Below are 13,465 nucleotides of genomic sequence, written 5' to 3' on the forward strand. Positions count from 1 at the left end.
CAACACCGGAACGCGGCACTGGCCAGGCCCCGGCTCAGTCCTCGCCACCCGACCAGTGGTGCAGGTAGGACAGCACAAAGCCGAGCAGCCCGGTCACCGCGGCGGCGGTGGTCATCGGCACGGCGAGCACCCCGGCCACGCCTTCGACCAGCGTGCCGTCGCCCACCACGATCCCGGCGGCCTGGCCCAGCACGAGGACCACCCCGAGCACCAGGAACACCACCAGCCCGACCTTGAACACCGGCATCGTGACGCGCTTGAGCAGGGTGCGAGTACGCGATTCGGACATGACAGCCTCCAGGGTCAGGCGAAGACGGGCAGCAGGCCGACGGCCACCAGCACGCCGATCACCAGCACGGGCAGCACGAACCAGAGGATCAGCCGGACGAACATCCGCGCCGGGTCCACCCCGGCGATGCCGCTGGCGATGTAGATCGGCGCCGCACCCGGCGGTGACGCGCCCTCGGTGGAGGCGAAGATCAGGATGGCCACCGCCGCCGCGACCGGGTGCACCCCGGCCGCCACCAGCGCGCTGAAGCTGACCCCGCCGACCGCGGCGATGGTCGCGGTGCCGGTCAGCGGCGCGGAGACGATCACGATCAGCAGGCCGACCAGCGTGGCGATGACCACCGCCGGCGCGTCGATCCGCTCCATCAGCCCGGTCAGCTCGGCGACCAGGCCGAGTTCGCCGAGGCAGGCCGCCGCGGCGAAGGCGAAGAACAGGGTGGCGCCGATGATCGCGTACCTCGGTGCCATCGCGGCGAGCAGCTCGTTCCAGCCGCGGCCGGTGCGCGGCAGCCGCCGCCAGGCCACCAGCAGCGTGCTGATGATCATCAGCACCGGGATCCAGACCACGATGCTGATCTCGCCGGCGGCGTCCTCGCCGATCCAGCCTTCGAGCAGCTTCTGCCCGGTTTCGACGGTGAGGAACACCGGGATCGCGATGCCCGCGTAGACCAGCAGCGAGGTCCAGCCCTGCCGCCACGCCGTGCGGAACGGCAGGATGCCCTCCGGCTCGACCCGGCCGATCCGGTGCCGCCGCACCCAGATGAACACCACCAGGAACCGGTAGAGCACCGTCCACAAACCACCGGCGAAGGCACCGGCGAGCAGCTGGTCGGCGCTGAGCACCGGCGCCACCGCGGCCGAGCCGAGCAGCAGGAACATCGACGAGCTGGGCGGGATCGAGATGCCCAGCCCGGCGTTGCCCGCGACCAGGCTGGCCGCCAGGTCCGGCCGCCACTTCGACCGGACCATCCACGGAATGGTCACCGAGCCGACCGAGGCGGCGATGCCCGATCCGGACCCGGCCGGGCCGCCGAGCAGCGCGGACGCGGCCGTCGAGACGTACCCGGAACCACCGCGCATCCGCCCGAACACCGCGTTGAGCAGGGTGACCTGGCGATCGATCAGGCCCAGCTCGGTGAGCAGGTAGCCCATGAAGACAAAGGCGAGCGCGGCGAACACGACCTCTTCGGCGGCGGCGTCGGCGATGCCGGCCCCGGCCAGCGAGAGCGCGTCGGTCCCGCCGAACAGGCAGACCACCACGAAGCCCAGCACCATGGCCTCGCCGATGTTGCGCTTGAGGACCGCGTTCCAGACCACGATGACGGCGATGTAGGTGATCAGCGCCCAGACGGCGACGCCCATGAGGTACTCCTTTGTATCGAGGGCGTGGAAGTGCTAGACGGCCAGGCGCGCGGCCAGCTCGAGGACGCGGCGGGCGCGGTCCACGATCGGCTGGTCCACGAAGGTGCCGTCGGGCAGGGCGATGGCCCCGCGCGCACCGGCGGCTTCGGCGGCCTCGACCACGGCGCGCGCCCTGGCCACCTCCTGGCCGGTCGGCGCGAAGGCCTGGCGCACCACCGGGATCTGCCGGGGGTGGATGACCGAGCGGCCGAACATGCCGAGTTCCCGGCCGCGGCGGGTGCTGTGCAGCAGCCCGTCGTCGTCCCGGACGTTGGCGTGCACCGACATGGCCGGTGCGGGCAGTCCCGCGGCCGCCGCGGCGAGCACCGCGCGCAGGCGCAGGTGGTCCAGCGCCTCGGGCGCGGTGAGCGCCAGCGCCGAGGCCAGGTCCTGTTCCCCGAGGCCGAGTCCGGCGACGCGGGGGTGGGCGGCGATCTCGTCCATCGCGGCGAGCCCGCGCGCCGATTCGATCAGCACGTGCACCGGGAAGTCCCCGGGCAGCGCGTCGAGCTGGGCGGTCGATTCGACCTTCGGCACGCGGATCCCGGACAGCCCGGGCAGCCCGGCGAGCGCGTCGAGATCGGCGCGGCCGCGGTCGCCGTCGTTGATCCGCACGTGCCGCGGTGGCCCGTCGTGCGGCCGGGCGAGGTAGCCGGCGACGGTGGCCCGCGCGGCGTCCTTGTCGGCGGGCGCGACGGCGTCCTCCAGGTCGATCAGCACCACGTCGGCCCCGCTGGCGGCGGCCTTCTCGAACCGTTCCGGCCGGTCGCCGGGCACGTAGAGCCAGGTGAGGGGCGTGCTCACGCGACCACGCCCCGGTCACGCAGGTCGGCGATGCGGTCGGCGCCGTAGCCGAGTTCACCGAGGACCTCGTCGGTGTGCCTGCCCTTCGCCGGGCCGGGCCACCGGATCTCGCCGGGTGTTTCGGAAAGCCGGAACTGGACGTTCTGGAGGGTGACTTCGCCGAGATCCTCGTCCGGCATGGTGAGGAACGTGCCCAGGGCCTGGTACTGCGGATCGCGCACGATGTCGGAGGCGTCGTAGACCAGCGCGATCGCCGCCTGCGCCTCCTCGAAGGCCGCGATGACCTCGTCGCTGTCGCGCGCGGCGATCCAGTCGGCCACGGCGGCGTCGAGTTCTTCGACGTGCGCGACCCGGCCCTGCCCGGTGGCGAACCACGGTTCGTCGATCAGCTCCGGCCTGCCGACCAGGCGCATCACCCGCTCGGCAATGGACTGCGCGCTGGTGGAAATCGCCACCCAGCGCCCGTCGCGCGTGCGGTAGGTGTTGCGCGGCGCGTTGCTGTTGGACCGGTTGCCGGTGCGCTGCGGCAGCACGCCGAGCGCCTTGTACGCGGTGACCTGCGGGCCGAGCAGGCCCAGGATCGGCTCGATGATGGCCATGTCGATCACCTGGCCGCGGCCGGTCTGCCCGCGGGCGTCGAGCGCGACCATGATCGCGTAGGCCATGGCCAGCCCGGCGATGCCGTCGGCGAGCGCGAGCGGCGGCAGCACGGGCGGGCCGTCCGGCTCGCCGGTGGAGGAGGCGAACCCGCTCATCGCCTCGGCCAGCGTGCCGAAACCGGGCCGCTTCGCCATCGGCCCGGTCTGGCCGAAGCCCGTCATGCGTGCGATGACCAGCCGCGGGTTGATCCTGTGCAACTCGTCCGGGCCGATGCCCCAGCGCTCCAAGGTGCCGGGCCGGAAGTTCTCGATCAGCACGTCGCTGCGGGCGGCCAGCTCACGCAGGATCGCCTGGCCGTCGGCGCTGGACAGGTCGACCGCGGCGGCGCGCTTGTTGCGGGCCAGCGACTTCCACCACAGCCCGGCGCCGTGGGCGGCCGGGCCGTGACCGCGGGCCGGGTCGCCCTTGCGCGGGTGCTCGATCTTGATCACGTCGGCGCCGAAGTCCCCGAGCATGGCCGCCGCGGACGGACCGGCGAACAGGGTGGCGACGTCGAGAACGCGGAGCGACGACAGTGGGCTCATGACTCATAAGTTATAAGATCTCGCCGGAATCACCGTGATCCTGTTGTGCAGGTCACATCCATGCCGCCCGGTAACGTGTTCGCGACAGCGGGTGCCGGGAGGGGTTTGCATGGCGGGACCACCGCAGAGCAAGGCGGACTACGTCTACGCGTCCCTGCTCGACGACCTGCGCAACGCCCGCATCTCCGGCGGCACCCCGTTGCGTGCCACCGAAATCGCGCAACGGCTGGGCGTGTCCATCACCCCGGTCCGCGAAGCGTTGCGGCGCCTGGAAAACGACCGGCTGATCCGGTACGAGCAACACCACGGCGCGACGGTGATCGACCTGTCCGCCGACGCGCTGGTGGAGTACTACAACGTGCGTGCCGTGGTCGAGGGTCTCGGTGCGCGGCTGGCCGCCGGGCGGATCACCGAAGACGAGCTGACGCGGCTGTGGGGCATGCACGAGCGGATGGTCGCCGACGAGAAGGCGGGCCGGTACGAACTGCTCGGCGAGCAGAGCCGCGAATTCCACCTGGCCATCGCGGACATCGGCGGCCCCGCCTTTCTCGGCGCGCACGCCAGGGCCGTGCGCAACAACTTCCCGGTGCCCGCGCACGCGTCGCTCTGGCTGGACCCGGATCAGGCCCGCAACCACCTGACCGTGCACGAGCAGCTGCTCAAGGCCCTGAAGGCCGGGGACGGCACCACCGCCGAACGGATCATGATCGACCACGTCCAGTTCAGCGGCCAGTACCGCCTCGACCGCGGTTAGAGATCGTTGAGCCGGTGCGCGTGGCCACCGCAAGCGGCTGCGCGGCTTCGATCGCGGTTAGCTGCCTTTGAGCAGTTGCTCGAAGCTGGGCACCGAGCTGAACTCGTCGGCCGGTTTGCGGGGTGCCGCGCCGAGCAGCTTGGCCGCCAGTTCCCCGCCCGCGCGGTCGATCCGCCGGACCACCCCGCCGTCGTCCGCCCAGTCGTCGGTGGCGGCGAACACCGCGGTGGTCACCACGTCGGCGTGCAGGTAGGTGAACAGCGGGCGGAGGTTGTACTCCAGCGCCAGCGAGTGGCGCGGGGTGCCGCCGGTCGCGCCGAGCAGCACCGGCATCCCGGTCAGCGCCTCGGTGTCCAGGGTGTCCACAAAGGACTTGAACAGCCCGGAGTACGAGGTGGTGAACACCGGGCTCACCGCGATCAGCCCGTCCGCGCCGGTGACCCGCTCCAGCACTTCGGGCAGGCCGCCCGCCGGGAAACCGGTGAGCATCATGTTCACCACGTCGTGCGCGATGTCGCGCAGTTCCACGGTTTCCACCGTGGCCGTGGCGCCTTCGGCTTCGAGCGCGGCCACGGCCGCCGCGCCCAGCCGGTCGGCCAGCAACCGGGTGGACGACGGCTGCCGGAGCCCCGCCGAAACGGTGACGATCTTGAACTCGTTCCTCGGGAACCTCCTGGCGGTTCAGGCGGCGAGCGCGGCCTTGGCCGCGACGCGGTCGGCGTGGCTCGGCGGGTTGGCGGGGACGTGCTCCGGGCGCTTGGCTTCCATTTCCTTGCGCAGCACCGGGACGACCTCTTCGGCGAGCAGGTCGATCTGCTCCAGCACGGTCTTCAGCGGCAGGCCCGCGTGGTCGACCAGGAACAGCTGGCGCTGGTAGTCGCCGACGCCCTCGCGCATGCCCGCGTACCGCTCGATCACCTGCTGCGGGCTGCCCACGGTCAGCGGGGTGCTCGCGGTGAAGTCCTCCATCGACGGGCCGTGCCCGTAGACCGGCGCGTTGTCGAAGTAGGGCCGGAACTCGTTCCACGCGTCCTGCGAGTTCTTGCGCATGAACGCCTGGCCACCGAGGCCGACGATGGCCTGGTCCGCCTTGCCGTGGCCGTAGTGCTCGAAGCGCTGGCGGTAGAAGCGGACCATCTGCGCGGTGTGCGACATCGGCCAGAAGATGTTGTTGTGGAAGAAGCCGTCGCCGTAGTAGGCGGCCTGCTCGGCGATCTCCGGGCTGCGGATCGAGCCGTGCCAGACGAACGGCGGCACGCCGTCCAGCGGGCGCGGGGTGGCGGTGAAGCCCTGCAGCGGGGTGCGGAACTTGCCCTCCCAGTCGACCACGTCCTCTTCCCACAGTCGCCGCAGCAGCGCGTAGTTCTCGATGGCCAGCGGGATGCCCTGGCGGATGTCCTGGCCGAACCACGGGTAGACCGGTCCGGTGTTGCCGCGGCCGAGCATCAGGTCCATGCGGCCGTCGGAGATGACCTGGAGCATCGCGTAGTCCTCGGCGATCTTCACCGGGTCGTTGGTGGTGATCAGCGTGGTCGAGGTGGACAGCGTGATGTTCTTCGTGACCCCGGCGAGGTAGCCGAGCAGCGTGGTGGGCGAGGAGGCCACGAAGGGCGGATTGTGGTGCTCGCCGGTGGCGAAGACGTCGAGTCCGGCCTGGTCGGCGTGCTGGGCGATCTTGAGCATCGAGCGCACGCGCTGGGTGTCGTCGGGGGTCTCCCCGGTGGTCGGGTCGGTGGTGACGTCGCTCACAGTGAAGATGCCGAACTGCATGGGGAGCCTCCTGTGGTCCTCCGCGCCCGGGGTGGCGCTACCGGGGTAAACGTCTCGCGCGGAAGAATATTTCCCGCAAGACGTTATGGGGTGGCCGGGGTCCGGGGAGGCGGGGGCCGAGGGGGACACGAATGTGGCTTTCGGAGCGTTTTTCGCCCCGAAAGCCACATTCGTGTTCGGGGGCGGGCGGCCCCGGCGGCTGGGGCTCGCGATGCTGGCCGCGGCTGATCGCGGTGGCCTTGGCTGGGGCCGGGGCGGGCTCCGGTTGATCGCGGGCGGACGCGGCTGATCGCGGCGGCTTGGCTGGTGATGGTGCGCTTGGCTGAACACGGTGGGCGCGGCTGGCCGGGTGGGCGCGGCTGATCATGGTGGCCGCGGCTGATCGAGACGGGCTCGGCTGATGGCGCCGGGGCGCGGTTGCGGCTGGCCGCGGTGGGCGCGACTGGCTGGGCGGGCGCGGCTGATCATGGTGGGCGCGGCTGATCGGGCCAGGGCTCGGCTGATCGCGCCGGGCTGGTGTCACGAATGTGGCTTTCGGGACGCAGAACGTCTCGAAAGCCACATTCGTGACATGTGGGACCGGGTGCCGCTACCGGCTGACGGCTTCGGTGGCGGCGGTGGCCACCTTGAGCACGTCGGATTCGCAGGTGGCCGTGGTGACCCCGGCGTCCTCGTCGGCGTAGTAGGTGGCGCCGATGTACACGTTCCCGACCAGCACGTGGATCGAGCAGTCCGTGTTCGAGAAGGACGTCCGGCTCGCCCTGTCCGCGCCGGGTACGTCGGCGGAGCCGTTCTGGCTGCCCTGCCCGGCCATGGTGTCGAAGTACCGGCTCGCCGCGTCGGTGCCGGCGCCGGACTTCCCCGGCAGCGACGCCGACAGGTGGAACGAAAGCTCCACCCGGATCGGGCTGTCCCCCGAGTCCCACAGGCACGAGTGCCCGGTCATCGTCACGTCCGGGTCCGAGGTGCCGTGGTCCTTGGCCTCGTCGGTCATCTTCTCCGGCAGCCCGGTGACCCGGCGCTCCACCTCCGCGCACCCGGGCACCGCCTGGAACCGGTCCGGCGGCCCGGTCTCGGTGCTGGGCGCGGGCCCGGAACTCGCCGACCTCGACGACGACGAACCGCTGTCGATCAGGAAGTACGCGCCCACGCCGAGCCCGGCCAGCAACAGCACACCGACCAGGCACAGCGTGACGATCAGCCCGGTGTTCGACTTCTTCGGCGGCGGATAACCGGGATAACCGGGATAACCCGGCTGATACCCCTGCTGTCCCTGATATCCCTGCGGCGGCGGGTAGCCCGGCTGCATGATCATCCCCCCAAGTGCTCATGTGGCGCCGCCAGTACACCACAGGCTCACCCGCCGTCCCGAGTGGACTGCGCTCAGTCGCGCAACCGGACGATTCCCCCGTCCGCCAGGTAAAGCGCGTCGTCGGGACCGGTCGCGAGCCCGGCGAACGGGATCGGCACGCCCGGCAGGCCGTCGACGAACAACGCCCGTTCCACCGGCGGCGGCTCGACGGTGAGGTCCTCCGCCATGATCCGCGTCACGCCCGTGCTCAGCGAAATCGCGCGCAGCCGCCCGTGCGTGGTTTCCACCGTGCACAACTCGTCGCCGCGCACGGTCAGGCCCTGCGGCGCCCCGAGGTCCTCGGCGAGCGGCACCAGCGCACCGCCGTCGATCCGGTAGATCCCGCCACGCCGGTCGTCGCTGACGTAACAAGCGCCCGACGCGTCGAAGGCCACGTCCACCGGGTGGTCGAGACCTTCGGCGAGCACGCTCACCTGATCGCCGTCGTCGATCGCGATCACCCGGCCGGCCTCCGCCTCGGCGACCACCAGCGCACCATCCGCCCGCACCGCGATGCCCATCGGCCGCGCCAGCCCGTTCGCGCGCGGCCGCGACTCGCCGGTTGCCGGGTCGTACGTGCTGACCTGCCCGTACTGCGAGGTCAGGTGCAGCAGACCGCCGTCGGCGACCACGCCGTGCGTGAAGATCAGCAGGTCCTCGGTGCGCACCTCACCCGACGGGCCCGGGCTCGCCAGCCGGTAGTGGTCACCGGCGTGGACGCGGCCGCCGAGATCGACGGTCACCCCGTACGGCCCGCCGAAGCCCGGATCGACCACCTGCCGCGTGCGGCCGTCGGGATGCAGTTCCGCGATGCCACCGCTGGCGTAACTGGACACGAACATGCGGTTCTCGCCGTCGAACGCCGCGTTGTCCAGCCCCACCACACCACTGGTGACCACCGACCGCCCGCCGTCGCCGAACAGGTCGATCCGGGTGACGATGCCCGCCGCACCACGGGACAGCACCTGCAGCACACCGCCGCGGTCGAACCGGACCGCGACCGGCTCGTGTACCTCGTCGGCGACCAGTTCCGGCTCGCCGCCGTCGGCCGGGACGCGGAACACCTGGCCGGTCAGCATGTGCGGGTAGTACAGGCAGCCGTCCGGGCCGGGCTGCATCGCGTTGCCCATGGCCAGCCCGCCGGCCAGCACACGCAGCTCACCGCCGGTCAGCTCCACCACCCGCCCGCCCGGCCGCATCTCGTTGACGAACAGCCGGTCGCCGACGCAGGTGATGCCGTTGGGCAGCCGCAGTTCGCCCGACACCAGGTGGAACTCGCCGCCGGGATCCCGCCGCCACACCCGGCCCGGCACCAGGTCGGTGACGTACATCGAGCCGTCGGCACCGAAGGCCAGGTCGTCCGGCGCCTGCACCGGACCGCCCGCGGGCACGACCACTTCGACGTCACCCGAGCCGAGGTCCACCGCGCTGATCCGCCCGGCGAGGAACTGGGCGACGTACAGCCGCCCGTCCGGCCCGAACGCGACCCCGTTCGAGCCGGGCAGCGGGTTCGGCCCGCTCAGCCGTTCGCGCTTCACTCCGCCTCCGCCAGCACGTCGTCCATCCGGTTCGCACGCCAGTCCCGCAGCACCTCGTGGAAGGCGATCGGGCCGTCACCGTAGGAGAACCGGCGCTCGTGCGGCATGCCCTCGTTGTTGTAGTAACCGGGCGTGCATTCGAGGTGGAACTTGTAGTTGTCCGCCGACTTCTCCTCGATCGTGCGCACCCAGTCGCGTTCGGCTTCCTCGGTCGGTTCCACGCACCGGGCACCGCGCCGCCTGGCCTCCGCCACCACCTCACCGACGTGCGTGGCCTGCTCGTCGAGGATGTGCACGAAGTTCACCGAAGCGGCGTTCTGCAGCGGGCCGAGGTGGAACAGGTTCGGGAAGTTGCGGCTGTAGAACCCGTGCAGCGTCTTCGGACCGCGGCCCCAGTACTCCAGCAGTGACAGCCCGCCGCGGCCGTGCACCGGCAGTTTCCCCGACAGCACGCCGGAAATGCCGACCTGGAAGCCGGTGGCGAAGATGACGCAGTCCACTTCGTACTCCTGGTCGCCGACCACCAGGCCGCGCTCGGTCATCCGCTCGACCCCGCCGTGGTCGGCGGTGTCCACCAGGGTGACGTTGGGGCGGTTGAAGGTTTCCAGGTAGTCGTCGCTGAACGTGGGGCGCTTGCACATGTAGCGGTACCACGGCTTCAGCTTCTCGGCGGTGGCCGGATCTTCGACCAGCCGGTCCACCCTGGCCCGCAGCTCGTTCATCTTCTGGAAGTCGACCACCTCGTCGATCTGCTCGCGTTGCTCGGCGGGCAGTTCGGGATAGGCGTCGGTGGGGATGAGCTTCTGCAGCAGCCGCGCGCTGCCGGTCCAGGCGTCGGCGACCAGGTCCTCTCCGGCCGGTTTCCCGGTGACCACGGCGAGGAAGTTGTCGCGGCGCTCCCGGTGCCAGCCGGGCTTGAGCGAGGCCGCCCATTCCCGGTCCGTCGGCCGGTTGCCGCGAACGTCCACAGTGGACGGCGTGCGCTGGAAAACGTACAGGTGCTGGGCGTCGCGACCGAGGTGCGGGACCACCTGGATGGCGGTGGCGCCGGTGCCGATCACCGCGACGCGCTTGTCGGCCAGCCCGGTCAGCCCGCCCTGGGCGTTCCCGCCGGTGTAGTCGTAGTCCCAGCGGCTGGTGTGGAACAGGTGGCCGGTGAACTTCTCGATGCCCGGGATGCCGGGCAGTTTCGGCGTGCTCAGCGTGCCGCTGGACACCACCACGTACTGCGCGCGCATCCGGTCGCCGCGGTCGGTCTCCACCGTCCACTCTTCGGCGTTGTCGTCCCAGCGCAGGCCGGTCACCCTGGTCTGGAAGACGGCGTCGCGGTACAGGCCGAACTTGCGCCCGATGGCGCGCGAGTGCTGCCGGATCTCCTCACCCGGCGCGTACTTCCACTCGGGCACGTAGCCGACCTCCTCCAGCAGCGGGAGGTACACATAGGACTCGATGTCGCAGTGGATGCCGGGATAGCGGTTCCAGTACCAGGTGCCGCCGAAGTCGGCGCCGTCGTCGATCAGCCTGATCCGGTCCAGCCCGGCCTGGCGCAGCCGCGCCCCGGCGAGCAGGCCGCCGAACCCGCCGCCGACCACGATGGCGTCCACGCGGTCGTGCAGCGGTTCGCGGCGGTAGTCCGGATCGGCGTGGGGATCCTTGGCGTAGTCGGCGAATTCGCCTTCCGGGCGCCGGTACTGCGCATTGCCGTCGGGGCGGATCCGGCGGTCGCGCTCGGCCTTGTATCTGGCGCGCAGCTCGTCGGGATCGAAGCCGAGGTCCTGGGGAGTGGGCATGAGGGCCTTTCCGGTGGGGTGGGGATTACCAGGTGACGGGGAGTTCGTAGACGCCGTAGACAAAACCGTCGTGCTTGAACGGGATGTCGTCGAAGTCGGCGGCCAGCGCGAGTTCGGGCGCGCGCCGGTAGAGCGTGCGGTAGACCACCTCCAGTTCCAGGCGGGCCAGCGGCTGGCCGAGGCATTGGTGCACGCCGAAGCCGAAAGCCACGTGGTGACGGGCTTCGCGGGTGATGTCGAGGCGGTCGGGGTCGGGGAACGCGTCGGCGTCGCGGTTGGCGATCTCGTTGGGCAGCACCAGTCCTTCACCCGCGCGGACCAGCTGACCGGCGACCTCGATGTCCTCCAGCGCGACGCGCCGCCGCCCGCCGTGGGTGATGTTGAGGTAGCGCAGCATTTCCTCGACCGCCCGCGTCGCCACGGCAGGGTCGCCGGACTCGCGCAGCAGGGCGAGCTGGTCCGGGTGGCGCAGCAGGAGCAGGGTACTCAGCGCGATCATGTTGGCGGTGGTCTCGTGCCCGGCGATGAGCAGCAGCACGGCCATCGCGGTGGCCTGTTCCAGCTCCAGCTCGCCCGCCTTGATCCGCTCGCACAGCCGCGACAGCAGGTCGTCGCCCGGATTGTCCATTTTGGACGCCAATAGGCCGCCGAGGTAACGCGCCAGGTTGCCCGACGCCTCGGTCCGCTGCTCCGGGGTGGAGTTGCGGTTGATCATCGTTTTGCTGTTGTCCTGGAAGAAGCCGTGATCGGCGTACGGCACGTCGAGCAGCTTGCAGATGACCAGCGAGGGCACCGGCAGCGCGAACCCTTCGACCAGGTCGGCGGGCTTCGGGCCGCCGAGGAACTCGTCGAGCGCGTCGTCGACGATCTCCTGCACCATCGGGCGCATCGCGGCCACCTTCTTCACCGCGAACGCGGAGCCGACCATGCGCCGCAGCCGGGCGTGCTCGGGGTCATCCATGCCGATGAAGCTGAGCGTGGCGCGGCCGGGTGCCTGGCGCGGATAAGTGGGATGGGTCATGTCGGCGCTGACGCGGGGATCGCTGAGCACCGCGCGCTGGTCGGCGTAGCGGGTGACCAGCCACGGCGTGCTGCCGTCCCACAGGCGGATCCGGGTCAGCGGCGCCTCCTGCTGGAGTTCGCGCAGCCGCGGTGGCGGGTCGAACGGGCAGCCCGCGGCCCTGGCCATCGGGTATTCCGGGGCGGTACTGGTCATCGGGTTCCTCCGGTGGTGAGGTGCTGCTGGCGGTGCAGACGGGCTTGTTTCGGCATGTTCCAGCCGAGCACGCCGACGGCCTTGCCGTGGCGTTCGTAACGGGCGACGAAGCGGCGGCCAGCGGGGTCGCCCTCGACCACGGTCACTTCGGCGCCGGGGGTGAGCACGCCGTGGATCTGGAGCTTCGCGTCGAACTGGTCGGTCCAGAAGTACGGGATCGGGGTGTAGGGCTGGTCGGCGCCGAGGAGGTTGGCGGCCACGGCCAGCGCCTGCTCGGTGGCGTTGGTGCGGTTTTCCAGGCGCAGCAAGGAACCCAGGCGCTCGTGGTGCCAGCGCGCCACGTCACCGGCGGCGTAGACGCCCTCGGCCGCGCGGCACCGGGAGTCGCAGACGACGCCGTTGCCCAGCACCAGCCCACTGTCCTCCAGCCAGTCGGTGCGGGGAACCGCCCCGAGTGCGACAACGACGAGTTCCGCGTCCAGCACCTCACCGGTGCTCAGCCGCGCGCCGGTGACCCGGTCGCCGTCGGCGGTGAGCGCCTCGACCCCGGCGCCGAGCCGCAGTTTTACGCCGTTTTCCGCGTGCAGTTCGGCCAGCAGGCCGGAAGCCAGCGGCCCGAGCTGCGTGGCCAGTGGTGCGGACTGCGGACCGGCCAGTATCACCTCGACGCCCAGACCCCGTGCGGTGGCGGCGATTTCGGCGCCGAGCACACCGTCGCCGACCACCAGCAGCCGGCGGGCGCGGAGCAGGTCGGCTCGCAGGGCGAGCGCGTCGTCCAGTGAGCGCAGGACGTGCACACCGCGCAGGTTTTCCTGACCGGGCAGGGTCCGCGGGCGGACGCCGGTGGCCAGCACGATCGCGTCGGCTCTCAGCGCGCGACCGGACGCGGTGTGGATCGTGCGGTTCGCCGTGTCCAGTGAGACGGCCGCGTCGCCGAGCACGAACCGCGCGTCGAGTGCGTCGAGCACCTCGCGGGTGCGCAGGTGCGCGCGGTCGGGCTGCCAGGCCCCGGCGAGCACCTGCTTGGACAGCGGCGGCCGGTCGTACGGCACGTGCGGTTCGTCGCCGAGCAGGGTCAGCTCACCGGTGTACCCCTTGCGGCGCAAGGCTTCCGCGGTGGCCAGCCCGGCCGCCGACGCGCCCGCGACGAGCACGTGCGACGGCGTGCTCACGCCTCGCTCAGCGAGATCGCGGCGGCCGGGCAGACGTTGGCGGCCTCGCGGACCGCGGGCCGCAGGTGCTCGGCGGGCTCGGCTTCCAGGAGCAGCACCACGCCGTCCTCGTCGCGCTGGTCGAACACCTCGGGCGCGGCCAGCACGCACGAACCGGCACCGCAGCACTTGTCCTCGTCGACGGTGATCTTCACGTT

13 protein-coding genes are annotated in these 13,465 nt (G+C 71.2%); 1 reads left to right on the plus strand and 12 read right to left on the minus strand.

Annotated features, from left to right (window positions below):
* Window positions 1-34: 34 nt before the first annotated feature.
* The 4 genes from A4R43_RS40750 to A4R43_RS40765 are packed head-to-tail and all read right to left on the minus strand — an operon-like array spanning window position 35 to window position 3,677.
* Window positions 35-289 carry a hypothetical protein gene (locus A4R43_RS40750; RefSeq protein WP_162788776.1) on the minus strand — a complete coding sequence of 85 codons (255 nt, stop codon included), beginning with the start codon at window positions 287-289 and terminating at the stop codon, window positions 35-37.
* 14 nt (window positions 290-303) lie between these two features.
* Window positions 304-1,650 (minus strand): TRAP transporter large permease subunit, encoded by a 1,347-nt coding sequence (locus tag A4R43_RS40755; protein ID WP_113696964.1) that lies wholly within the window; start codon window positions 1,648-1,650, stop codon window positions 304-306.
* Between the two features lie 33 nt (window positions 1,651-1,683).
* Complete coding sequence (locus A4R43_RS40760) at window positions 1,684-2,493, minus strand: HpcH/HpaI aldolase/citrate lyase family protein (protein ID WP_113696965.1); 810 nt, start codon at window positions 2,491-2,493, stop codon at window positions 1,684-1,686.
* On the minus strand, window positions 2,490-3,677 hold the full coding sequence (locus tag A4R43_RS40765; protein WP_113696966.1) for a CaiB/BaiF CoA transferase family protein: 1,188 nt from the start codon (window positions 3,675-3,677) through the stop codon (window positions 2,490-2,492). Before A4R43_RS40765 ends, A4R43_RS40760 begins: the two co-directional genes overlap by 4 nt.
* Window positions 3,678-3,786: 109 nt before the next feature.
* On the opposite strand from A4R43_RS40765, the gene A4R43_RS40770 reads away from it, so the two are divergent.
* Window positions 3,787-4,431: a GntR family transcriptional regulator gene (locus A4R43_RS40770; RefSeq protein WP_113696967.1), complete on the plus strand. Its 645-nt coding sequence runs from the start codon at window positions 3,787-3,789 to the stop codon at window positions 4,429-4,431.
* Between the two features lie 57 nt (window positions 4,432-4,488).
* On the opposite strand, the gene A4R43_RS40775 is transcribed toward A4R43_RS40770, so the two are convergent.
* From A4R43_RS40775 to A4R43_RS40815, 8 genes are all read right to left on the minus strand, one after another.
* Window positions 4,489-5,034, minus strand: coding sequence for a CE1759 family FMN reductase (locus A4R43_RS40775; protein WP_236808589.1), 546 nt, complete (start codon window positions 5,032-5,034; stop codon window positions 4,489-4,491).
* A 78-nt stretch (window positions 5,035-5,112) separates the two neighbouring features.
* Window positions 5,113-6,201, minus strand: coding sequence for an LLM class flavin-dependent oxidoreductase (locus A4R43_RS40780; protein WP_113696969.1), 1,089 nt, complete (start codon window positions 6,199-6,201; stop codon window positions 5,113-5,115).
* Window positions 6,202-6,790: 589 nt separating this feature from the next.
* The gene (locus A4R43_RS40790; RefSeq protein ID WP_113696971.1) at window positions 6,791-7,516 is read right to left on the minus strand and encodes a hypothetical protein; all 726 of its coding nucleotides are present in this window, start codon (window positions 7,514-7,516) and stop codon (window positions 6,791-6,793) included.
* A gap of 68 nt (window positions 7,517-7,584) precedes the next feature.
* The gene (locus A4R43_RS40795; RefSeq protein ID WP_162788777.1) at window positions 7,585-9,090 is read right to left on the minus strand and encodes an outer membrane protein assembly factor BamB family protein; all 1,506 of its coding nucleotides are present in this window, start codon (window positions 9,088-9,090) and stop codon (window positions 7,585-7,587) included.
* A complete protein-coding gene (locus tag A4R43_RS40800) occupies window positions 9,087-10,880 on the minus strand; it encodes a flavin-containing monooxygenase (RefSeq protein ID WP_113696973.1) in 1,794 nt (597 codons plus the stop codon). The genes A4R43_RS40795 and A4R43_RS40800 overlap by 4 nt, the downstream gene beginning before the upstream one ends.
* Window positions 10,881-10,905: 25 nt before the next feature.
* A complete protein-coding gene (locus A4R43_RS40805) occupies window positions 10,906-12,096 on the minus strand; it encodes a cytochrome P450 (RefSeq protein WP_113696974.1) in 1,191 nt (396 codons plus the stop codon).
* Window positions 12,093-13,268, minus strand: a complete 1,176-nt coding sequence (locus A4R43_RS40810; RefSeq protein WP_113696975.1) for an NAD(P)/FAD-dependent oxidoreductase — start codon at window positions 13,266-13,268, stop codon at window positions 12,093-12,095. Before A4R43_RS40810 ends, A4R43_RS40805 begins: the two co-directional genes overlap by 4 nt.
* Entirely contained in the window at window positions 13,265-13,462 is a 198-nt protein-coding gene (locus tag A4R43_RS40815; RefSeq protein ID WP_113696976.1) for a ferredoxin, read from the minus strand. Before A4R43_RS40815 ends, A4R43_RS40810 begins: the two co-directional genes overlap by 4 nt.
* Window positions 13,463-13,465: the final 3 nt, after the last annotated feature.

Source organism: Amycolatopsis albispora, from assembly GCF_003312875.1.
GTDB classification, from domain to species: domain Bacteria; phylum Actinomycetota; class Actinomycetes; order Mycobacteriales; family Pseudonocardiaceae; genus Amycolatopsis; species Amycolatopsis albispora.

Coding starts and splice junctions, on each gene's coding strand:
- A4R43_RS40750 (WP_162788776.1), bottom strand. CDS start 289: ATGTCCGAATCGCGTACTCGCACCCTGCTCAAGCGCGTCACGATGCCG.
- A4R43_RS40755 (WP_113696964.1), bottom strand. CDS start 1,650: ATGGGCGTCGCCGTCTGGGCGCTGATCACCTACATCGCCGTCATCGTG.
- A4R43_RS40765 (WP_113696966.1), bottom strand. CDS start 3,677: ATGAGCCCACTGTCGTCGCTCCGCGTTCTCGACGTCGCCACCCTGTTC.
- A4R43_RS40770 (WP_113696967.1), top strand. CDS start 3,787: ATGGCGGGACCACCGCAGAGCAAGGCGGACTACGTCTACGCGTCCCTG.
- A4R43_RS40780 (WP_113696969.1), bottom strand. CDS start 6,201: ATGCAGTTCGGCATCTTCACTGTGAGCGACGTCACCACCGACCCGACC.
- A4R43_RS40790 (WP_113696971.1), bottom strand. CDS start 7,516: ATGATCATGCAGCCGGGCTACCCGCCGCCGCAGGGATATCAGGGACAG.
- A4R43_RS40800 (WP_113696973.1), bottom strand. CDS start 10,880: ATGCCCACTCCCCAGGACCTCGGCTTCGATCCCGACGAGCTGCGCGCC.
- A4R43_RS40805 (WP_113696974.1), bottom strand. CDS start 12,096: ATGACCAGTACCGCCCCGGAATACCCGATGGCCAGGGCCGCGGGCTGC.